This is a genomic window from Amycolatopsis jejuensis, from assembly GCF_000717335.1.
Lineage (GTDB): Bacteria > Actinomycetota > Actinomycetes > Mycobacteriales > Pseudonocardiaceae > Amycolatopsis > Amycolatopsis jejuensis.
The window spans coordinates 59175-77743 of sequence record NZ_JNYZ01000021.1 but is presented as its reverse complement, the minus strand read 5'-3'; the positions used below and the strand labels follow the sequence as shown (position 1 = coordinate 77743).

25 protein-coding genes and 1 riboswitch are annotated in these 18569 nt (G+C 65.5%); of the genes, 11 read left to right on the top strand and 14 right to left on the bottom strand.

Annotated features, from left to right (window positions below; genetic code table 11):
- Position 1 precedes the first annotated feature (1 nt).
- A complete protein-coding gene (locus OO71_RS49250) occupies positions 2-694 on the bottom strand; it encodes an NUDIX domain-containing protein (protein ID WP_084145347.1) in 693 nt (230 codons plus the stop codon).
- A gap of 485 nt (positions 695-1179) precedes the next feature.
- Between OO71_RS49250 and OO71_RS49245 the strand changes: the two genes are divergently transcribed.
- Positions 1180-2013 carry a helix-turn-helix domain-containing protein gene (locus tag OO71_RS49245; protein WP_084145346.1) on the top strand — a complete coding sequence of 278 codons (834 nt, stop codon included), beginning with the start codon at positions 1180-1182 and terminating at the stop codon, positions 2011-2013.
- A gap of 107 nt (positions 2014-2120) precedes the next feature.
- On the opposite strand, the gene OO71_RS28015 is transcribed toward OO71_RS49245, so the two are convergent.
- Genes OO71_RS28015 through OO71_RS27995 form a run of 5 tightly spaced genes read right to left on the bottom strand, consistent with a single transcriptional unit; the run spans position 2121 to position 6139 of the window.
- On the bottom strand, positions 2121-4295 hold the full coding sequence (locus tag OO71_RS28015; protein ID WP_033292918.1) for an FtsK/SpoIIIE domain-containing protein: 2175 nt from the start codon (positions 4293-4295) through the stop codon (positions 2121-2123).
- Positions 4292-5197, bottom strand: a complete 906-nt coding sequence (locus OO71_RS28010; protein ID WP_051792395.1) for a hypothetical protein — start codon at positions 5195-5197, stop codon at positions 4292-4294. The genes OO71_RS28015 and OO71_RS28010 overlap by 4 nt, the downstream gene beginning before the upstream one ends.
- Positions 5194-5526, bottom strand: a complete 333-nt coding sequence (locus OO71_RS28005) for a hypothetical protein (protein WP_033292917.1) — start codon at positions 5524-5526, stop codon at positions 5194-5196. The genes OO71_RS28010 and OO71_RS28005 overlap by 4 nt, the downstream gene beginning before the upstream one ends.
- Positions 5523-5870: a WhiB family transcriptional regulator gene (locus OO71_RS28000; RefSeq protein WP_033292916.1), complete on the bottom strand. Its 348-nt coding sequence runs from the start codon at positions 5868-5870 to the stop codon at positions 5523-5525. The genes OO71_RS28005 and OO71_RS28000 overlap by 4 nt, the downstream gene beginning before the upstream one ends.
- Positions 5864-6139, bottom strand: coding sequence for a helix-turn-helix domain-containing protein (locus OO71_RS27995; RefSeq protein WP_033292915.1), 276 nt, complete (start codon positions 6137-6139; stop codon positions 5864-5866). The genes OO71_RS28000 and OO71_RS27995 overlap by 7 nt, the downstream gene beginning before the upstream one ends.
- 164 nt (positions 6140-6303) lie before the next feature.
- Between OO71_RS27995 and OO71_RS27990 the strand changes: the two genes are divergently transcribed.
- The 3 genes from OO71_RS27990 to OO71_RS27980 all read left to right on the top strand — a co-directional run bounded on the left by OO71_RS27990 (position 6304) and on the right by OO71_RS27980 (position 7948).
- On the top strand, positions 6304-6732 hold the full coding sequence (locus tag OO71_RS27990) for a hypothetical protein (protein ID WP_033292914.1): 429 nt from the start codon (positions 6304-6306) through the stop codon (positions 6730-6732).
- A gap of 194 nt (positions 6733-6926) precedes the next feature.
- Positions 6927-7535: an NUDIX hydrolase gene (locus tag OO71_RS27985; RefSeq protein WP_211260620.1), complete on the top strand. Its 609-nt coding sequence runs from the start codon at positions 6927-6929 to the stop codon at positions 7533-7535.
- Positions 7532-7948 carry an NUDIX hydrolase gene (locus OO71_RS27980; RefSeq protein ID WP_033292912.1) on the top strand — a complete coding sequence of 139 codons (417 nt, stop codon included), beginning with the start codon at positions 7532-7534 and terminating at the stop codon, positions 7946-7948. Before OO71_RS27985 ends, OO71_RS27980 begins: the two co-directional genes overlap by 4 nt.
- A gap of 353 nt (positions 7949-8301) precedes the next feature.
- Here the strand turns inward: OO71_RS27980 and OO71_RS27975 are convergent, their stop codons facing one another.
- The 3 genes from OO71_RS27975 to OO71_RS49235 all read right to left on the bottom strand — a co-directional run bounded on the left by OO71_RS27975 (position 8302) and on the right by OO71_RS49235 (position 10317).
- Entirely contained in the window at positions 8302-8811 is a 510-nt protein-coding gene (locus OO71_RS27975) for a nucleoside-diphosphate kinase (RefSeq protein WP_033292911.1), read from the bottom strand.
- Positions 8812-8877: 66 nt separating this feature from the next.
- The gene (locus tag OO71_RS27970) at positions 8878-9399 is read right to left on the bottom strand and encodes a hypothetical protein (protein ID WP_033292910.1); all 522 of its coding nucleotides are present in this window, start codon (positions 9397-9399) and stop codon (positions 8878-8880) included.
- A gap of 30 nt (positions 9400-9429) precedes the next feature.
- Positions 9430-10317, bottom strand: a complete 888-nt coding sequence (locus tag OO71_RS49235) for a PIN domain-containing protein (protein WP_084145344.1) — start codon at positions 10315-10317, stop codon at positions 9430-9432.
- Between the two features lie 917 nt (positions 10318-11234).
- Between OO71_RS49235 and OO71_RS27955 the strand changes: the two genes are divergently transcribed.
- Positions 11235-11579 carry a hypothetical protein gene (locus tag OO71_RS27955; protein ID WP_156096567.1) on the top strand — a complete coding sequence of 115 codons (345 nt, stop codon included), beginning with the start codon at positions 11235-11237 and terminating at the stop codon, positions 11577-11579.
- A gap of 65 nt (positions 11580-11644) precedes the next feature.
- Here the strand turns inward: OO71_RS27955 and OO71_RS27950 are convergent, their stop codons facing one another.
- Positions 11645-12082: an SRPBCC family protein gene (locus OO71_RS27950; protein ID WP_033292907.1), complete on the bottom strand. Its 438-nt coding sequence runs from the start codon at positions 12080-12082 to the stop codon at positions 11645-11647.
- Between the two features lie 100 nt (positions 12083-12182).
- Here OO71_RS27950 and OO71_RS27945 point away from each other — a divergent pair, with 100 nt between their 5' ends.
- Positions 12183-12614 carry an SRPBCC domain-containing protein gene (locus tag OO71_RS27945; RefSeq protein WP_033292906.1) on the top strand — a complete coding sequence of 144 codons (432 nt, stop codon included), beginning with the start codon at positions 12183-12185 and terminating at the stop codon, positions 12612-12614.
- Positions 12604-12951: an ArsR/SmtB family transcription factor gene (locus OO71_RS27940; RefSeq protein ID WP_033292905.1), complete on the top strand. Its 348-nt coding sequence runs from the start codon at positions 12604-12606 to the stop codon at positions 12949-12951. Before OO71_RS27945 ends, OO71_RS27940 begins: the two co-directional genes overlap by 11 nt.
- Before the next feature lie 24 nt (positions 12952-12975).
- On the opposite strand, the gene OO71_RS27935 is transcribed toward OO71_RS27940, so the two are convergent.
- Positions 12976-13185 carry a hypothetical protein gene (locus OO71_RS27935; protein ID WP_033292904.1) on the bottom strand — a complete coding sequence of 70 codons (210 nt, stop codon included), beginning with the start codon at positions 13183-13185 and terminating at the stop codon, positions 12976-12978.
- 193 nt (positions 13186-13378) lie between these two features.
- Here OO71_RS27935 and OO71_RS27930 point away from each other — a divergent pair, with 193 nt between their 5' ends.
- Positions 13379-13813: a hypothetical protein gene (locus OO71_RS27930; RefSeq protein WP_033292903.1), complete on the top strand. Its 435-nt coding sequence runs from the start codon at positions 13379-13381 to the stop codon at positions 13811-13813.
- 55 nt (positions 13814-13868) lie between these two features.
- On the opposite strand, the gene OO71_RS27925 is transcribed toward OO71_RS27930, so the two are convergent.
- Positions 13869-14327 (bottom strand): GreA/GreB family elongation factor, encoded by a 459-nt coding sequence (locus tag OO71_RS27925; protein ID WP_033292902.1) that lies wholly within the window; start codon positions 14325-14327, stop codon positions 13869-13871.
- Between the two features lie 124 nt (positions 14328-14451).
- Here OO71_RS27925 and OO71_RS27920 point away from each other — a divergent pair, with 124 nt between their 5' ends.
- The 3 genes from OO71_RS27920 (at position 14452) to OO71_RS27910 (ending at position 16996) form a co-directional block, all read left to right on the top strand.
- Complete coding sequence (locus OO71_RS27920) at positions 14452-15042, top strand: TetR/AcrR family transcriptional regulator (RefSeq protein ID WP_033292901.1); 591 nt, start codon at positions 14452-14454, stop codon at positions 15040-15042.
- Between the two features lie 19 nt (positions 15043-15061).
- On the top strand, positions 15062-15580 hold the full coding sequence (locus OO71_RS27915; RefSeq protein ID WP_033292900.1) for a gamma carbonic anhydrase family protein: 519 nt from the start codon (positions 15062-15064) through the stop codon (positions 15578-15580).
- 37 nt (positions 15581-15617) lie between these two features.
- Positions 15618-15705: riboswitch (ZMP/ZTP riboswitch) on the top strand.
- 22 nt (positions 15706-15727) lie between these two features.
- Complete coding sequence (locus OO71_RS27910) at positions 15728-16996, top strand: serine hydroxymethyltransferase (protein ID WP_033292899.1); 1269 nt, start codon at positions 15728-15730, stop codon at positions 16994-16996.
- Here the strand turns inward: OO71_RS27910 and OO71_RS27905 are convergent.
- Positions 16950-18128: an RNA polymerase sigma factor gene (locus OO71_RS27905; protein ID WP_033292898.1), complete on the bottom strand. Its 1179-nt coding sequence runs from the start codon at positions 18126-18128 to the stop codon at positions 16950-16952. The genes OO71_RS27910 and OO71_RS27905 overlap by 47 nt on opposite strands.
- A complete protein-coding gene (locus tag OO71_RS27900; RefSeq protein ID WP_033292897.1) occupies positions 18125-18532 on the bottom strand; it encodes a YciI family protein in 408 nt (135 codons plus the stop codon). Before OO71_RS27900 ends, OO71_RS27905 begins: the two co-directional genes overlap by 4 nt.
- Positions 18533-18569 lie beyond the last annotated feature (37 nt).

Here is an 18569-nt window from a genome sequence, read left to right as displayed (position 1 = left end):
TTCAGGACGTAGCGGGTATTTCCAGGTCGAGAGCCTGCAGCACCGGGCCGTAGATTCGCCCGGCCGGGATGAACCGGGTCAGATCTGCTGCGCGGACCCAGATCACGTCGGAGTTCTCTGCGACGTCGGCGTTCCGCGCTTCCCCGGTCACGTAATCGCACAGCACGTATTCGCATAAGACGCCTGTCATCGGGTGCGGCCGGGTGCCGAGCATTCGGACGAAGACGCAGCGTACGTCCGTTTCGGCGAGGGTTTCCCGGACGGCCGCGACCGCTGGATCGGTGCCCGGTTTGACGATGCCAGCCGGGAACTGCCACGTGTTCGCGTCGTCCCGACGACAGACGAGTAAAACCTCCGTGTCGCGGACGACTACCGCAATCGCAACCCGAAGGGGCTGCAATGCACCGCTTGATTTCTCCGGCGGTGCCAATAGGTCGCGGATACTCGCGCCGAAGATATGTTCAAGAAGCCTCGCGGTGGCTGGGCGAACCGGACCGAGAGGTTTGCCATCCGGCCGTGCGCCCGCAATCAGGCGCTGCAGATGTCGCACGCTCAGCGTGCCCGGCTCATCGTGTTTCCGCGCGAAGTCTTCGGTGAAACGCACGAACTCTTCGAGTGTTTCGCGCCGCTCACGAATGCGCCCTTCGAGAACGGTGCGCGGTGGTGGGCTGACGTCCTGATCTGCGGATCGCACTGCTTCCTCCTACCCCGCCCGTTCTGGGCCATCCCTAGGTCGTGCACGAGTCGTCTTCAGGTCGTGGTTAGGCCCCTGCTATCGCGTGAGACTCATTTCATTCTGTCACATGGCTTGATTTAGCTCTTTGAGCTAGTCGGGGAGAGGTGGCAGGCCGGAATGTGATCGACCTGGGCGGGAGCGGAGTCGTGATGGCTGGGCAACACCTGACCTCGGTGACCTCCGCTGGGCAAGCGGTGGATCACCTGGTGTCTGAAGCTGAAATGACACACGGACTCTCCTCCGAAGGTTGGTTCGTCGGTCTGTGCGGCGACCGGTTCCCGGCGGCGGCAATGTGCTCGGAACCGGGTCCGGCCTGCTCACGCTGTGCGCGAATGCTGTCCGCTGTTCGGACTCCGCCGCAGATTGAAGCGCAACGTGGACTTGGGCGAATCCTCCAGGCCGTGCGTCGCAGCTGTGCGCGACGATTCTGCCGGAAGTGACCCATGCGCGGCACGGACATGCTGACGCCACGCGCACGCGCTCTAGGCGTTGCCTTGCGAGACGTCCGGCTTGCCGCTCGCTTCGGGGTGCGGGAACTGGCACGACGCATCGGCGTCAACCCTGCGCTGCTGTCGTGTTGGGAGCTGGGGCAACGGGTACCTGGTGTTGAACAGGTCGCCGGAGTGCTTGGCGCCCTGGGCGTGACAGGCGAGGAGAAAGAATGGATCACCCGCCTTGCGCGTGGCGTAGTTGGTCCTGATTGGTTCACTCCAGGCTCGCAGGCAAGCCCAACGCACTCCGCCACGTTGAAAGCGCATGAGCGCGCTGCGCTTTCCATGACGGTCTGGGCACCGATCGTGCTCCCGGATCTTTTGCAGACCGACGGCTACGCGCGCTTGGCGTGCGGTGCTGGACCTCTCGACGTTGCGACCCTGGAAGCGCAGATGCGGCGCAGGGACGTGCTGTTCGGTGCCGCGGCAGTCCCCGCGGACTTCTTCATCGGAGAGGACGCGATCTATAACCACCTCCGCGCCGACGTGATGTCGCAGCAACTGCAGTCCATTGTGGACCTGGAGGTCTGCTCTCGAACGATCACCGTTCGCCTCCTGCCGAGGCGCTGTGTGATGCTCCCGTGGGCCTTCACCAGGTACCGAATGGAGGACTCGTCGCCGGTTGTCTACTGTCCGCACCACTGCATGGGCGCCTTCCTCGTTGGTGCGCACGCGGCACATTATGAGGCGGTCATTGCCAAACTGAAGGAACACGCGATGTCGCCGGGCGAGACAACCGGCTGCCTCAGTGCCGAGGCCGATCGTCTTCGGAACGGGACTTTGTGACGAGTGAGACGGCTTCATCCGAAGCTGTCTCACCCGTCACAACTTGCTTATTGCCTGGTCGAGGGCATATGGACCCGTCACATGTGTTGAGACACCCGTGACAGGCTCTACGGATCGTCCTTGCTCTCACCCCCAATTCGTCTGCCGCTCGTTATCGCGTCGGCGGCTGCCCGAATGTCGGTCGTGAGGTAGCCGCGAACCTGTCGAGTCTTGCCATCCGCACCCGGCACGCGGACCCGCTCTGGACGGCACCCGAACTCGCCCATCTGCCGACCGAACGTCGTCGGCTCGACTTCCAGCGCTTCGACAAGTTCGGCCGTGGGGACGAACTCGCGTCCACCCTCGCCCAGGTCGTCGCCGAGGTAGCCCACCACCGACGCAAGCGGTTCCGGCAGTTCTACAGCCGCGACCGGTTCCGCCTGTGTGCCGATGACCCGAGCGACCGAAGCGTGATCGAGCACCGGCGCCGTGTTTTCTCCAGCCGCGTGCCCGGTCAGCGTGCCGGTAGCTTCGCGAAGTGCGCGACCTTGCGCGCAAATCGCCTGCCAGTCCTCATTGGGCATGTAGTAGGTGCGCACGGTCACCGCGAGCACGTCCGCGCCTGCTTGGGTCTCGCCGTCCGGCCGCAGGATGCCCACGCCCTTGTGCGAAGGCAACAGACGACTGGAGTCGTAGCCCCGGGTATTCATCTGCTCTCCCAGCACGATGTTGCTGTCTCGCCAGTCCATGACCCGCAATGCGAACCGGGACCCGAGTACGGCCCGCAGCCCGGACGGGATCGTTTTCGAGTCGGGCCGTTGTGTCGCCAGTACAAGCACGATCCCAGCGGCTGGCCCCTTCTTCGCCAGCCAAGTCAGCAACTCGCCGATGTACTCGCCTGCAGTGAGCTTCTTTCCTTGCACCACAACAGGTGTGCGGTCCTCCAGCGGAACTTGGACTTCATCGACGAAGATCGCGGTAATCGGCATGTCCAATGGGGCGTCGCGGGACATCTCCGGCGTGATCTTCGACTCCGGGCAGGTCAAGTCGTCGAGATCACGCATCCGCCGATAGCGGCCTTGGACCTCGGCCACGAGTTCGGCCAGCCAGTCGACCAGGATCAGGACGTGTTCGGGTTCGTCGCCGGACATGAACCGGTGCGCGACCTGACCGGCGGCGTCCCAGTCCTTTCCTGCCTTGAAGTCCGCGACGTACAGCCGGACCCACGCGTCCAAGATGAGCCCGGCCGCGGCGAGCCGCGCGGCGAATGTCTTGCCTTGCCGGGGGATTGCCCCGACGAGCAGCGACGTCCACGCCAACGGCAGGTCGATCCGGCGGTCGCGAGCGTCCCGGCCGAACGGGACCGGCCGCCACGCATCCCATTGGGACACTCCGAGCAGAGGCGTCCGAAGTGGAGGTGAGCTGTACGGGTCCTCGTCGGCAACCCACATGGATACGCGGCCTGCGTGACCTCCGTTGCCGCGCACACGCTCCACGATCAGCTGCACCTCATCGACAGCGAGCGCAGATGCGAGGGCTTCTCGATTCTTCACGACATCTGCCGCCTTGCGGGTCGCAGGCAGATCGACCGTGACAGCCCAGCCGTCCCCGACCCGCGTGGCCCGTTCGACCAGCCGCAAGGACTCATCCTTGCCGATGAGCTTGGCGTCCCGGAACGCGTCGACCAGGACTTGTGGGTCCATCGTCCACGTCAGAGTCCGAGGGCCGGCAAGCGCGGGTTTCCGGCCCGGACTGCCGTCCTTCCGGCGTCCGAGGATCGCCAGTGCGACCGACGCGGCGGCGCCCGCCATCCACAACGGATCGGACCCGTAAACCAGCTCGACGATTGTGCCGACGAGGGCCAGGGCCGCGACGAGCGCGCCCGTCACCTTCCAACGGAACAAGGTCAGTTCGCGGATCTCCGTGAACTTGTCGGCAAGTTTCTCGGATTCCTCGGCCGCCTTGCGGTAGTCCAGCACGGTTACCCAGCCACGCCACCAACGGATGCCGACGATGAGCCCGCGGACGACGGCACCCACGTACCGCCACGGTGATTTCAGCGCGGCCACCAGGGCGTCCTTGGCGGCCTGGATGGCTTGCGGCTTGCTCTTGAGCCACAGCGGTACCCGGGGCGATTGCCGCCACCACCGTGCAAACCGATGCTGGGCAGTCCGGTGACGCGGCCGGGGCAAGGTGTCATCGACCAACTCGGCATCCAGCACCGGCCCCGCAGGCTCGACGTCTCGTGAACCTGCCCGCACGGGCAACACCTCGGCGTTCACGGAGCTGTCGTTGCCGTTCATGACCCGGCCCCCTTGCCCGCAGGGGTCGTGCGCTGGTTGTCGGCAAGCTCGTTCGTGAGCGTCGCGGCGAGCCGGGACGACAGCCCACGTGAGCAGCCGGTCATCTTGCGAACCCACGCAGGACTGACCTCCACGCCGGGCGTCCACGCTTGCCTTGCCTCATCGAGGTATTCGCCGAACAGCGTCCGCCGCGCCGGCTCTCGCCGAGGAGCCGCCGGCGCTTTGCGAGCCGTACGTACCGAAGTGGGTTCGTGAACGCCGCTCAACGCGCGTGGCGGTGTTGACGGTTCCTTCCCTCTGGACGCGTTCGTGAACGCCACTGCCACGGCCTCGGTGAGCTTGTCGCGTAGGTCGGTGACTGCCTCGGCAGCCGCGAACACGACCAACGGCGGCACGGAATGCAGCACCACCCCAGACAGTGAACCGGCAGCGAACGAGGCCCACGTGTTCATCACATACGCGGCGCCGAGCGTCAGCCACTTCGCAGCCCGCACCCAACGGCCTGTGTGAACTTGGTACCGCGCTGTTACTTGCTCAGCACGCAGAATGGCGAGCAGTACCAGGGACACTGTCGGGTCGAGCAGCCACGCGCCGAGCCACGGCAGCGACCATGGAACCGATCCGGCCGCAGCGAACCATTGAACGTTGGTCATCGTGAACGCGAGCCCGAGCACGATCCCCGCCCAGCACAACCGGTCGACTTGCGCCCGAACCCGCTCGATTCGCAAGGCGACGACGTCCGGGTGGTCTTGCCAGCGTCGGACCGCCGCTGCATCGGAGGCATCCCGTGCGAGGCGTTCCGCCTGGCTTGGCCGCACCTGTCCCGAGTCCTGCGGGGTGGCGGGTGGCCGCCCGACGGCGGCCACCCCTTCCACTCCGTTCTGTTGAATCGGCCCGTTCATCGCCGACCACCGCCCCGGTGGCTGGTTGTGTCCAGCGACGTGACAGTGAGCGCCCGCGTCAGTACGTGTGCCGCGATCATGTCCGGTACCGCGAGGACGACGACGAGCAATGTCGGGTTACCCGGGTGCGTGATCACCAGCCACTGAACGCCGACGAACGCTGCGCCCATAAGCAGAACCCGTCCGACGAGCGAGACCACGCGGGCCGACGCGCGGGCCGCGTCGGCGGCGCGACGCACCTTGCGGGCCCCGAGGCGCCAAACCATGAACAAGGCAAATAGCGCACTGATCCCTACGAGGATCTGCGTTGGTGTCAGGTCGAGCGTCATCCCTGCTCACCGCCTTCGGCTCCGCTGCGACGCGTGAGCCATGCCCGGTGCACTTCGCGCCGGTCGGTGTCGGCGAGCGCGCCCCAAACTCCAATCGTGTCGGCACCGGACGTCCGCAGTTCGAGCTCAAGGCATTCGTCAATCACCGGGCATCCAGCGCACAGCCGGGCTGCCAACTCCCGGTCTGGCGTGTCCTCCCCGGACAGGTCCGGGAACTCGGATCGGTCGAACGCCCAGAAACACAGCCCGTCCCGGGTGACGACCTCGGCCAACACATCGGCCGGGACGTCGGCGTATCGGTCGAGCCGGGCGGCAATCTCCTCGTAACCATCTCGGTTCACCACGACGCACCCCCGCTCGCCCGGTTGGCCTCCTGTGCCGTTCGGCGTTTGGCGACCAGTTCGGCGATATCGACGCAGCCCCCGGACGCGGTGACCTCAGCGACCAGTTCGGCGAGAGCAACGGCGGGAACGACGTAGCGAGTGCGGATGCGTACCGCGGGGAAGGCGCCGTCTCGGATGGCGCGATAGAGCGTCACCGGATTGACGCGGAGCACACGTGCCGCTTCCCCGACGGTATAGAACGTCAGAGCGGCGTTCTCGTTGGTATCCATCGGTAGGTCCTTTGATAGAAGAACTATTTAAGTCTCAATTTTGGGATGATTTAATCCCTTGTAGGCAAAAAGGTGCCTGAATGCGCCCGAGTAGGCGCGGAGTGTCAGCCGCGGAATCGCTGTCCGCGTTACTCTCGTCTTCGAGGCGGAGCGCGGAGGAATACGTGGCGGAAGACTGGGCGGCAGTCGCGAGAGCTATCAATCAGCGCATGGCTGACCTTGGCCTCAGTCAGCGCGAACTCATCGCGAGGTCGCAGGTCTCCAAAGCGACGGTCCGAGAAATCCAGCACAACCGAGCGCAGCGACGCCGCAGCGAGCGCACGCTTGAGGCGCTGTCGCTTGCCCTTGAGCTGCATGCGGGACACCTGGCGGCGGTGCTGGCCGGACGGCGTCCGCCGGAGTTGGGCGAGCCTGCGCCGCGAGGGGACAACGATATTCCGGGCCGACTTGCCGTCATCGAGCACCAGTTGCGGGAGATAACCGACCGGCTTCGCGAAATGAACGGCGTAACCGAGCGGCTGGACGAAATTCAGGAAAACGTTTCGACGGTGCTCGACCAGGTTTCGACTGTTCGCGAGCAGCGTCGTCGTTAGGGGGTTCGGGTGGCTTTCGTTCATGCCTCACAGTCAACGCCGAATCCTTTACGCAAACGATGCATGACCAGTGCAGGTCCGATGCAATTCCAGTGCATCGGCAGTGCACTTCTCGAATTTGAAGGGCTCCAGCTGTGGATTTCGTGAGCGCTTGGACAGGGCGAACGGCGTGCGCGCTGCAGGGGGCCTTGCGCATGAGCAATGAAGCGTTTGCGGCGCATCTTGGTGTCGCAGTCAGAACCGTTGCCTCTTGGCATGCGAAGCCGGGCGTAAAGCCGCGGCAAGAGATGCAGGACCTTCTAGACACGGCGTTTGACCGCGCGTCCCGCTCGGCGAAGGCTCGGTTCAGGCAGCTGGTCGAGCCTCAAAGTGATGATGCAGCCTCGTTGGATGCAAGCGGCGAGCACGCACAAGCGCTTCGCGTCGCGATAGCCGTTGTCGTGAACGGTTCTCAAGTGCTCATGGTCTGCCGACGCGGTGAGGACGGCGGTGGCATCTCGTGGCAGTTTCCGGCGGGCATGGTCAAGCCTGGCATTGCGGCGGAAGCGGTTGCGATCAGGGAAACCCTTGCCGAAACCGGGATCCACTGCGCGATCGTGCGTAAGCTGGGCAGCCGCCTGCATCCGATAACGCGTGTTCAGGCTGAGTACCTGCTGTGCGAGTACTTGACCGGGGAGGCGCGGAACATGGATGTTCTGGAGAATGTTAACGTGGCGTGGGCTGAGAAGGCTGAACTGACGCGTTTTATTCCAGCGGACAGAATTTTTCCGCCGATTTTGGAAGCTTTGGAGGTATCGGAATGACCGAGGATTCGGCCGCAGCTGAGAAGAAGTCGATCTCGGCGGCCATTATTGTCCGCGACGGCCGTGTGCTTCTCGTCCGGCGACGCGTCAAAGAAGGCAGCTTGTCGTGGCAGTTCCCCGCTGGTGAGGTCGAAGACGGCGAAAGCGCCAGTGCCGCGGCAGTGCGAGAAACGCGCGAGGAAACCGGCTTGGAAGTCACTGCGTCGTCGGTTCTCGGCGAGCGCGTCCACCCGAACACCGGCCGGACAATGGTCTACGTGGCGTGCGAGTCGGTCGGCGGCGAGGCCAGCGTTGTCGATGATGAGGAACTCGCCGAGGTCGCGTGGTCAAGTCGCGCGGAGTTGACCGACTATGTTCCGTACCCGTTCTACGGTCCGGTTCAGGAGTACTTGGACAAATCGTTGTCCAAATAGCAGCACGACGCTCGGGCTAGTACAGGACGTCGCCGAGACGGTCACGAACCACGCCGGAGTGCAGCAGACCGGGGATCGGAACACCACCAACGCTCTCCCGGGTGCTCGCGACGTCCGAAGGGGAGCCAGACGGCAGGCTGTCCAGCAAATCGATAGCCTGCCTTGCCCACTCGCCAGCGGTGTCGAAGTGGCGAGTCCCGTCTACGTCCTCGTTCCGATACCGAAATGCGAGCGCATAAGCAGTCTCAGCCGCTGCACGTTTGTTAGTGGCACGCTCGGCGTCGAACGCTGCTGCCAGTTCTGCCAGTGTAGGTCGACTCTCTCCCTCGCGCGCCATTGGTGCGCCCCGTCCGTCAGTAGGCGAGCTTTTCGGCCAATGTCTCGTAATCGAACTGTTCGGTTGCGTCGAACCAAATTCCGATTTCGTACTTGGCCTCTTCCGAGTTGCCGGACGCATGCACCAGGTTCATCACAGCTTTGCCACTCACCTCGGACGATGCCTTGGTCTGGTGTGCATAATCGCCGCGCACCGTGCCCGGCGCGGCGTCGCTGGGGAACGTGCCACCGATGATCTTCCGGATTTTCGCGACTGCGTCGACACCTTCGAGCGCGAGCGCGATGACCGGGCCGGACTGCATGAACTCCGCCGTGGTGTTGTAAACAGCTGAACCGGCGCGCTCTTCGAGGTCGAAGTAGTGCTTCCGCGTGAAGTCGGCGTCCATGTGCTTCATCTTGACGCCGACGATCTTGAGCGCAGCTTCCTCGAAGCGAGTGAGGATGCGGCCCGCCAGTCCGCGGACGAGGGCGTCAGGCTTGAGCAGGACAAGGGACCGCTCAACGCCGAGGTCCGACGAGTCAGCCATGGGGCGCTCCTTCCGTCGTGGTCGGTGCGGATCGTACCGACTGCAGGTAGCTGTGGGTGCCCAGTCTTACAGTCTCAACGCGGTCTTGCTGTCCACATGTTTACCGGTGCCTAAGTCAACACGGGCGTTGATGCAGACTTGCGCCGCTTTCTGTAAAGATTTGAAGTTATTGATCATTTCGGTGATCGCGTCCGCGTCGTACCCGAAAATCTCCTGACCATGTGCCTCGATGCGCGCCGAGAACTTGGGTCCCCAGTGTGGCCTACCGATGGTTCCTACTCGTTCGCCAGTGGAGGTAACGAATCCGCAGTTTTGCACAGTAATTGGAGCGCGGCCCATATTGCGGACCCTGACGAAGAACACCAGAGAGCCCGATAAATCGTTGTCCTCCATCGTCTTGCGAGCATGTGCGCGCCAGTCTGGGCTGACGTCGAACGTCATGAACACCCCGTCTGACATAACCACGCCGACCTCAAGATGAGCGGTGCCGCGCCCAGCCGCTAGCTGCCAGGACACGATATTCCAGGTAAGCGATGCCGCGGCTACGACTGAGCTGAGGATGGCGATAACGAGAGTTGCGACCTGCATGCCGTCGGAGTCGGAGATCGCGGTTCGGTGTTACTGCTCGTTGCTAGACCGTTGTGGTTCGTTGCCGAGAGCCTTGGATAGCTTTCTCACGTGCAGCCCCGCAGCTCGCGCGCGGGTGCACTGGCCAGTGTCGTAGGTCAACAGCGTGATGTCGCGTGCGGCAAGGGGCTTGAGCGCCACCGCTCGGTCTACTACCTCGTCGTCGACGATTGGGAGGCGGACGTGGCCAGGAGGATCGAGCAGAAGCTCGATGGTGACGTCTCCACGCGAGATGTTGCTTGACTTCAAACCAGAGTGGTCGGCGGCGCGCAGGGGCGCGGGTTGCGTCGGATCACTAAGCACGGCATCGATGACGCCAAGGGTGTGTCCAGCACGCCACCGCACGTGCTTGTCCCTGCTCTCCTTCAGTCGATCCAATTCGTCCACGATCGCGATCGGCACGAGGAGATGGATCGGCTCGGCGCGTAAGCCTAAAAGGGCTGCGACATCCAGAATCTCCAGCTTGTCGGAATTGATGAAGACGTTCGTGTCAGGGATGACGAACATGCCCAGCCGCGACCAGCGCTCAATTGCTTGATTTAGTTCGGTCAGTGCGCCTTCCAGAGCGACTGTGCGCTGTTCGATTTCTAAGGACACTAGGTTGTATACAACCCCTGTAGTGGCGGAGCCTGCAAGGCTGCCAACCGATGACATCAAGAGTCGGTACCGTTGAGTCAGGATCAGGTGGTCCACGTCAGCGTTGCTGATCAGATGGCTAAGCGCTCGCGCTGCATCGCTGGCCCAGTTGAGATAGGAGAGCAGGAGAGCGAACGCGTCCGCATGGACGCCGCTTCGCAGGTTGAGCGCCTTCGTATGTATGTCGCGGAGCGCTGAACCGAGGTTTGTCCGGTCTGTGCCTGGTAGGCAGGTCACCAGCATGAGACTCGTCCTCTCTCAAAGCATCCGCTGCTAACCGGCGACCGGGCGCGGACTTCGGCTACGTCGTTGCCAGCCCGATGTCGACTGGCAACAGTCCTATCGTGTGCATGCTCTGGACTGTTCCTCCACGACGCCTGATCACGGTCGGTGAACAGTCGGAGTGAAGTCGATGGAGCTGTGCCTACTGCGCAGGGAAGCTTTGGCATGTAGCCATGCGTGTTGCGAACTGGGGTCGACTGGGGTCTCTGTGGCCCGTGTAGCTACCCATCGAGAACACGTAGCCCCAGCTAGAAGTCCTTGTGATGAAGGTCACGAACACTCGTAATGAATAGGTCGGGGGTTCGATTCCCCCAGGCGGCTCCACCAATGACCAGGGACTTTCCGGAATCCGGAGGGTCCCTGGCTGCGTTTTGGGTAGCCATCCGGGTAGCAGCTCGCGAACCCGTGTGACCGTCGCGCAGCTGACCGGCCGGTACTTCGAGCTGACGAAGATCAACCAAACCACCCGTACGGGCTATGAATCTCTGGTCCGGAATCACATTCGGCCAATCCCAGGCGAGGGCGCACAGCTCACCTCGGCGTGCACCCGTGATGAACGCGAGCCACACGAGCATTCCCCGGTCGAGATCCCGCCAGACCTCGCTGCGCGTCTGCGGCGCTTGGGCCGCCGGAGCAGTGTGCGGAACGCGCTGGGTTGAAAGCATGGAACCCGAGGTCCGGAGCTGTCCAGGGTGAAGTTGCAGGCACCATCGGCGCAAGCAGCTCATCGGTGCTCAGTACGAAAATGTGCTCCGAAGAGACGGGCCGTGGCAGGGCGAACGGCGCCGAGCGAACTTCTCGGCGAATTCCCTCAGGCGGCTCCACCGCGGCGACGGCACCCAGTAGCGCCCGAACGGGTGAGTTCCCGCTGCCGAGGCATGGCGGCTGACAATTCGGGCAAGTTCCCATCGGTCATCTTGTGGATCTTTGTCTTCTCCGAGAATATTTGTCTCGAAGAAGAGAATGTAACTAGTATTAGGGGGTATTACCAGATGAAGCGTCGCGTTTTTCAGCTGCTTGGGGTCGTCGCGTTCAGTGCCGTTGCTTCCGTCGGTGGAATGGCCACGGCACAGGCTTCGCCGTCGGTGCAAGGCCGTGGTTACGACGCGATCTACACCCATTATCCCTGTTCGGAAGCGATGAACTACGTCCGCGTCAAGCCGGGCGTTCGTTTCACGTGTCGGGACATCCCGGGTGGCTCCATGATTACGTTCTATTCCTGAGCAAACGGCCAGGTTGCGCGGCAACAAAGCACAACCTGGCTGTTTTGCGCATATCGAGAATCATCTCAGACGGGAATCGGCTGCCCGACCCCGGTGGTGAGCAATTCGTACAAGCTCGTGTTCACGCAGCCCGTCCAGCACTGTGAGCATTCCCCATAACAGGACTGATCCGGCGTAAGTCCATGGTGGGTGAACCGCAGCCTGGTCCCGCCCTCGGTCGGGGTCAGGTCGAACGTCATCGAGGTGCCGGTCCATTCGTCGTGTTCGTCGACGAAGGCCAGGTACGCCTCTTCGACGTGCCAGTCGATCCGGCGGCCTGGCACGGCGGCGGTGACCTGGATGCGGCTTGACGGGATGCCCTTGTCCACAAAGGAGAACTCGTCGCCGGGCTTGGTGGCGTTGCCGGTGATCGTCTTGCTGAACCAGGCGCGGACGTCGGTGATCGCGGTGAAGACCTCCTCGGGCGTGCGGTCGACGGTGATCTCGGTGGTGAAGGAGTTCATGATTTCCTCTCGGGTAGTTATAGCAACCATCTGGTTGCGACTATATGGCAACTGAACGGTTGCGTCAATGCGGTAGGCTCAGCCCCCGGGAGGAACAGACATGGGATTTCCGGACCGCATCGAGCGCACGGTCGAGCTGGCGCATCCGCCTGCCACCGTCTGGACGGCGTTGACCACAGCCGACGGGCTGCGGGGCTGGTTCGGCGACGAGGCCGTCATCGACCTGCGGCCGGGCGGGGCGGCTCGGGTGGCGTGGACCGGGGATCGCAGTGCCGAGCTGCGGGTCGAGCGTGTCGAGGAGCCGGCGGTTTTCGGGTTCACCTGGCAGGTCGACGGGGTTCCCGAGGACGATCCGCGGCGCACCTACGTCGAGTTCACCCTGCAGCCGCACGGCGGCGGGACCCGGCTCACCGTGGTCGAATCCGGCTTCGCGCAGCTGCCGGACGAGCAGTACGACGCCACGTTCCAGTCCCACCTCGAAGGCTGGCCCCGTGAGCTGGGCGAGCTGGCGGCCTGGCTCGATGCCGGCTGACCCCGAAGCGGTCGCCGAGCAGGTCTTCGCCTCGCTGGCCGACCCGACGCGGCGCGCGATCCTCGCCGACCTCGCCGCGCGCGGTCCGGCCACTGCCACCGACCTGGCCGCCCGGCTGCCGATCTCGCGGCAGGCCATCGCCAAGCACCTCGGCCTGCTGTCCGACGCCGGGCTGGTCATTGCGGAGCCGGGCGAACGCCGCCGGGTCCGCTACCGGCTGGACTCCGCGCCGATGCGGGTCGCGCAGCAGTTCCTCGCCGCGCTGGCCCGCGACTGGGACGGTCCGCTCGCCGCGTTGAAGACTCATCTCGAACAGGGATTTCACCCGTCCGAGTGAGGGGCAGGGCTGTCTTCGCCCCGGTTACCGCACAAACAGGTCGTAGCCACCGTCATTGCGCGACCGGATGTCGCATTCGTTCCACGCGCCGAACGCTGTTCCGCTGTGGCACTCGGCTTCCAGGTAATGGCGGTCGTTGCTCGACGTCTGGTAACGCCAGTCGGCGGCCATTGCCGGGCCGGCCAGGGAAATCATCAGGACGGCCAAGGAAGCACCGAGGAAAGCCTTGCGCATCGTGCGACCCCTTCGCGGAGGTTACATAAGGACGAAATAGGACGAAAGAAGGTTATCGATTGGCGAAGGCGGTTGAGCACGTCGGCTGAGAGGTATGCCCGAATGTCCACCCGGTGTGGGTCGGCCGAGTGGCCGAGGTGCACGGACCGGAAGAACGATGGCAACGCGTACCCGGCTGGCTTGACTGGACGGCATGAACAGCGGGTGGAACAAGGTGATCGTCGCGGTGCTGGCCGTCGGCTCGGTCTCGGCTTGCGGTCTCGGGCAAGGGCTCAAGGAAAGCTCGAACGGACACGTCAAGGCGGTGGCCTACGACACCGGCCGCAAGGGCAAGGCCGACACCGACGCGCGGCTCCCGCCCTGGGTGCCCGACGACGCACAGGCGGTCAAGGAACTCATCCGCACCACCGGGTCGGAGCGGATCCTGCGGTACCAGCCGGGCGCGACCGGTCTGCCGGAAACCTGCAAATCCGGTGTGGCAGAAGCAAAACCGCCGACGCTCAGTGCGGAATGGTGGCCGTCCGGCGAGCATCGGCGTACGGACAAGGTGTGCGACGGCTGGCACGTCGCCGTCGAATCCGACGCGGTGTACGCGTATCGGGCCGAGTCATTGACCAGCACCCAATAAGACCCAGTACCCAGCAAAGGACAGACGAGGACTCCTCCTCGTCTGTCCTTTGTGGTCAGTCGGTGGGCGGGGTCAGTTTCAGTACCGTCGCGCTGGCTTCCCCGCGCGGAGTGCGGTACGTGATCTCGTCGCCGGCCTTCGCCCCCGCCAGCGCGAGGCCGAGCGGGCTGTCCGACGTGATCGCGTCGGCGTCTTCGCCCGGCAACGTCACCACGGTGAACGCTTCCTCGTCCCCGTCGGCGAAGCGCAGCGAGACGCGCGTGCCGTCGGGAAGCAGCGAGCTGTCGTACGCGCCGTGTTCCAGCTTCGCGGTGACGTCGGCGATCTGCCGGTCGAGCCGCGCCGCCGCCTCCGCGCGATCGATCACGTCCGCCTGGTCGGCGGCGTCCCCGGTGCGTTCCTGCTCACCTGGTTGCGGCGCCAGCGCCGCTCGTTGCGCGCGCAGGTCCGCGATTTCCTTCTCCAGCTGACGGCGCGCCGCCTCGCTGAGCCCCTTGTCCCCTGAGATCACCATGCGGGGCATTGTCCGCTGCGCGGACCGGGGTGGCCAATCCGGTTTTTCACCCGCGCCTGCCCGGCCTGGGACGGCTGGCCTAGGATTCAGGGCTGCCGTCCTGGACAACGTAACGAGGATCACCGTGAGCGTCGCCGTACCCGGCCGCAGCACCCAGCTGTCGCCGAACCAGCTGCAGAAGCAGGAACAGATCGTGGAGGCAGCCCGTGCGGTGCTGGCCCGCGACGGGCTCGCCGGCTGCACGGTACGCGCCATCGCGGACGCCGGGCCACTCACGAAGAGCGCGATCCACTACTACTTCGCCGACATCGATGTCCTCATCGACCGCGCGATGGCCGCGCACATCAACACCTTCGCCGCGCAGCTGCGTACCGTAGCCGACAAGTACGACGATCCGCGCGAACGGCTCTTCGCGGTGGCTGAGGCGTACCTCGCCGAGTTCGCCGACCACCCCGGCGGCGCGTTCCTGTGGTTCGAGTACTGGATCGCGGCCGGTCGCGCACAGCATCCGCAGGCGATCGACGCCATGCTCACGTCCATCACGGAGCTGTTCGGCGAACTGCTCGCCCCGCTCGACGTCGACGACCCGCGCGCCCGCGCCCGTGCACTGCTGAACTACCTCCTCGGCGCGGTGGTGCAGCAACGGGTACGGCCACGGCCGTCCGACAGCCTTCGCGTGGACGTCGAAGCCCTCTGTTTCGCCGGATACCGCTGACGCCGCTTAGGCTCCGGACATGCCACTGTTCTCCTTCGAGGGCGTCAGCCCGCAGGTCCACCCGGACGCCTGGATCGCCCCCACCGCCACCCTGATCGGCAACGTGACCGTCGAAAAGGACGCCTCGATCTGGTACGGCGCGGTGATCCGCGGCGACTTCGGCCCGATCATCATCCGCGAGGGCGCGAACATCCAGGACAACTCGGTGATCCACTCCAACGCCGAGCTGTGCGAGGTGGGCCGCAACGTGACCGTGGGCCACCAATGCCTCGTGCACGACTGCACGGTCGGCGAGCAGGCGCTGATCGGCAACGGGTCGACGGTGCTGGACCGCGCGGTGATCGGCGCCCGCGCGCTGGTGGCCGCCGGTTCGACCGTCACGCCCGGCACCGAGGTCCCGCCGGAGACCATCGCCATGGGCAGCCCGGCGAAGAAGTTCGTACCGCTCACCGATTCCGCGCGGATGTGGGTGGACCACAACGCGGCGATCTACCAGGACCTCGCGCGCCGGCACCGGGCAGGCAGCGAGCCGGTCTGACCGGCGTCCCGCGGCTCGGGGCGTGCACTAAACTTCGCTCCGTAGCCGCGACTGGCGCTGATCTACAGGTGGAGCACCACCAGGGAGCGACGACGAGGCCGGCACCGCGCGCCTGGGTGAGGGCCACTGCAGGAGCCGGAGTACGCCATGACCCACCAGCCCGCCCTGTCCGCACTCTCCGCGGCGGATCCGCAGATCGCCGGTCTCGTCGAGGACGAGGCCAAGCGCCAGCACGACAAGATCCGCCTGATCGCGTCCGAGAACTACGTTTCGCAAGCCGTGCTCGAAGCGACCGGCACGGTACTCACCAACAAATACTCCGAGGGTTACGCCGGCAAGCGTGACTACGAGGGCCAGCAATACATCGACCAGGTCGAGCTGCTGGCCATCGAACGCGCGAAGGCGGTGTTCGGCGCGGACCACGCGAACGTCCAGCCGTACTCCGGCTCGCCCGCCAACCTCGCGGCGTACCTGGCGTTCGCGCAGCCGGGCGACACCGTGCTCGGCATGGCGCTGCCCGACGGCGGGCATCTCACGCACGGCTGGAGCGTGTCCGCCACCGGCAAGTGGTTCACCCCGGTCCGCTACGGCGTGCGCAAGGAGACCGGCCGCGTCGACCTCGACCAGGTCCGCGACCTCGCCCGCCAGCACCGGCCGAAGCTGATCTTTGCCGGTGGCACGGCGATTCCGCGCACCATCGACTTCCCGGCGTTCGCGGAGATCGCCCGCGAGGTCGACGCCGTGCTGGTCGCCGACATCGCGCACATCGCCGGGCTGATCGCGGGCGGCGCGCATCCGTCGCCGGTCGGCCACGCGCAGGTGATCACCACGACCACGCACAAAACCCTGCGCGGCCCGCGCGGCGCGATGATCCTGTCCGACGCCGAGCACGCCAAGGCCGTCGACAAGGCGGTGTTCCCTGGTCTGCAGGGCGGTCCGCACAACCACACGACGGCGGGGATCGCGGTCGCGCTAGGGGAGGCGCTGCAGCCGTCGTTCTCCGAGTACGCGCACATGATCGTCGCGAACGCGAAAGCGCTGGCCGAGGCGCTCATCGAGCGGGGTTACGACCTCGTGTCCGGCGGCACCGACAACCACCTGCTGCTGATCGATCTCACCAACAAGGCCGTACCCGGCAAGCCCGCCGCGCAGGCGCTGGACCGCGCCGGGATCGAGCTGAACTACAACACCGTGCCGTTCGACCCGCGCAAGCCGTTCGACCCGTCGGGCATCCGGCTGGGCACCTCGGCGATCACCACGCGCGGGCTCAAGCCGGAGCACCAGGTACAGGTCGCCGGCTGGATCGACCGCACGATCACCGCCGCGGCCGCCCAGCAGGAGGACGCGCTGGCCGGGATCGCCGCGGAAATCACGGAGTTCCTGCAGCCGTTCCCGATTCCGGGTTACCGCGCCTGAGGTGGTTGAGCCGCGCGGCCTGCCTGGTCAGGTGGTCGCGCTCGGCGACGTTCGACGCAGCCGCCGCGGCTTCGGCATACAGCCGGGCCGCGGCGGTCAGGTCGCCGTCGCGTTCGTGCAGGTAGGCGGCGACCGCGCGGTGCCGTGGCAGGGATTCGTCCACTGCGGCAAGGGCCTTGAGCCCGGCGCGCGGTCCGTCCGCCTCGCCGACCGCAACCGCGCGGTTGAGCCGGACGACCGGGCTGTCGGTGAGTTCGGCGAGTTCGTCGTACCACTCGACGATCTGCACCCAGTCGGTTTCCCCGGCGGTCTGGGCGTCCGCGTGCAGGGCGGCGATGGCGGCTTGGGCCTGGTACTCGCCGAGCTGGTCGCGGACCAATGCCGCCTGCAGGATGTCGACGCCCTCGGCGATCAGCCGGGTATCCCATGCGCTCCGATCCTGGTCGGCGAGCGGTACCAGGCTGCCGTCCGGCTTGGTCCGCGCGGAGCGGCGGGCGTGGTGCAGCAGCATCAGCGCGAGGAGCCCGGCGACCTCCGGATGGTCGAAGCCGGCCGCGAGCTGCCGGGTCAACCGGATGGCTTCGGCGGCGAGGTCGACGTCTCCGGAGTAGCCCTCGTTGAACACCAGGTACAGCACGCGTAACACCGTCGCGACGTGGCCGGGGGCGTCGAAGCGCACGTCGGACACTGTGCGCTTCGCGCGGCTGATGCGTTGCGCCATCGTGGCTTCCGGGACCAGGTACGCCTGCGCGATCTGCTTCGTGGTCAGCCCGCCGACCGCGCGCAGGGTGAGCGCGACGGCCGACGACGGTGTCAACGATGGGTGTGCGCAGAGGAAATACAGCTGGAGCGAGTCGTCCGCCGAGGTCGCCGGACCGGGCGGCGGCTCGATTTCCACCGCCAGCTCCCGGCCGCGGCGGGAGGATTCGGACCGCGTGGCGTCGAGGAACCGGCGCCACGCGGCCGCGATGAGCCACGCCTTCGGGTCGCGCGGCGGATCGTCCCGCCACGCGTCGAGCGCGCGGATCAGCGCTTCCTGGACGGCATCCTCGGCCGACGCGAAGTCCGCGCCGCGCCGGACGAGGATGCCGATCACCGCGGGGACGAGCTCCCGCAGCAGTTCCTCGTTCACTCGGTCACCGTTGGCGTCACCCCGTAGAAGGGACGCAGTTCGAGCCATTCGTGGATCGGCTTCCCACCCGCGCCGGGGGCGGCGGACAGCTCGCCGGCCAGCTCGATCGCGCGCTCGTAGGTGTCGACGTCGATGATCATCCAGCCCGCGATGAGGTCCTTGGTCTCCGCGAACGGACCGTCGGTGACCGGCGGGCGGCCCTCGCCGTCGTAACGGACGAACGTCCCCTCGGGTGACAACGCCTGCCCGCTGACGTACTCGCCGGTCTCCTCGAGCCGGGTCGCGAAGTCCCGCATGTACTGCAGGTGGGCCGTGACCTCGTCGGGGGTCCACTGGTCCATCGGGACGTCGTTCACCGAAGCCGGCGCGCCGCGGTAGTGCTTGAGCAGCAGGTACTTGGCCATCGTGATGCTCCCTCGTTGCTGGTGGCGACCCATTGTC

What these genes read in the sequence shown, in the direction of transcription:
- OO71_RS49245 (WP_084145346.1), top strand. Translation starts at nt 1,180, where the DNA reads ATGCGCGGCACGGACATGCTGACGCCACGCGCACGCGCTCTAGGCGTT.
- OO71_RS28015 (WP_033292918.1), bottom strand. Translation starts at nt 4,295, where the DNA reads ATGAACGGCAACGACAGCTCCGTGAACGCCGAGGTGTTGCCCGTGCGG.
- OO71_RS28010 (WP_051792395.1), bottom strand. Translation starts at nt 5,197, where the DNA reads ATGAACGGGCCGATTCAACAGAACGGAGTGGAAGGGGTGGCCGCCGTC.
- OO71_RS28005 (WP_033292917.1), bottom strand. Translation starts at nt 5,526, where the DNA reads ATGACGCTCGACCTGACACCAACGCAGATCCTCGTAGGGATCAGTGCG.
- OO71_RS27995 (WP_033292915.1), bottom strand. Translation starts at nt 6,139, where the DNA reads ATGGATACCAACGAGAACGCCGCTCTGACGTTCTATACCGTCGGGGAA.
- OO71_RS27985 (WP_211260620.1), top strand. Translation starts at nt 6,927, where the DNA reads ATGAGCAATGAAGCGTTTGCGGCGCATCTTGGTGTCGCAGTCAGAACC.
- OO71_RS27980 (WP_033292912.1), top strand. Translation starts at nt 7,532, where the DNA reads ATGACCGAGGATTCGGCCGCAGCTGAGAAGAAGTCGATCTCGGCGGCC.
- OO71_RS27975 (WP_033292911.1), bottom strand. Translation starts at nt 8,811, where the DNA reads ATGGCTGACTCGTCGGACCTCGGCGTTGAGCGGTCCCTTGTCCTGCTC.
- OO71_RS27970 (WP_033292910.1), bottom strand. Translation starts at nt 9,399, where the DNA reads ATGCAGGTCGCAACTCTCGTTATCGCCATCCTCAGCTCAGTCGTAGCC.
- OO71_RS49235 (WP_084145344.1), bottom strand. Translation starts at nt 10,317, where the DNA reads ATGCTGGTGACCTGCCTACCAGGCACAGACCGGACAAACCTCGGTTCA.
- OO71_RS27955 (WP_156096567.1), top strand. Translation starts at nt 11,235, where the DNA reads ATGGCGGCTGACAATTCGGGCAAGTTCCCATCGGTCATCTTGTGGATC.
- OO71_RS27950 (WP_033292907.1), bottom strand. Translation starts at nt 12,082, where the DNA reads ATGAACTCCTTCACCACCGAGATCACCGTCGACCGCACGCCCGAGGAG.
- OO71_RS27945 (WP_033292906.1), top strand. Translation starts at nt 12,183, where the DNA reads ATGGGATTTCCGGACCGCATCGAGCGCACGGTCGAGCTGGCGCATCCG.
- OO71_RS27940 (WP_033292905.1), top strand. Translation starts at nt 12,604, where the DNA reads ATGCCGGCTGACCCCGAAGCGGTCGCCGAGCAGGTCTTCGCCTCGCTG.
- OO71_RS27935 (WP_033292904.1), bottom strand. Translation starts at nt 13,185, where the DNA reads ATGCGCAAGGCTTTCCTCGGTGCTTCCTTGGCCGTCCTGATGATTTCC.
- OO71_RS27930 (WP_033292903.1), top strand. Translation starts at nt 13,379, where the DNA reads ATGAACAGCGGGTGGAACAAGGTGATCGTCGCGGTGCTGGCCGTCGGC.
- OO71_RS27925 (WP_033292902.1), bottom strand. Translation starts at nt 14,327, where the DNA reads ATGGTGATCTCAGGGGACAAGGGGCTCAGCGAGGCGGCGCGCCGTCAG.
- OO71_RS27915 (WP_033292900.1), top strand. Translation starts at nt 15,062, where the DNA reads ATGCCACTGTTCTCCTTCGAGGGCGTCAGCCCGCAGGTCCACCCGGAC.
- OO71_RS27910 (WP_033292899.1), top strand. Translation starts at nt 15,728, where the DNA reads ATGACCCACCAGCCCGCCCTGTCCGCACTCTCCGCGGCGGATCCGCAG.
- OO71_RS27900 (WP_033292897.1), bottom strand. Translation starts at nt 18,532, where the DNA reads ATGGCCAAGTACCTGCTGCTCAAGCACTACCGCGGCGCGCCGGCTTCG.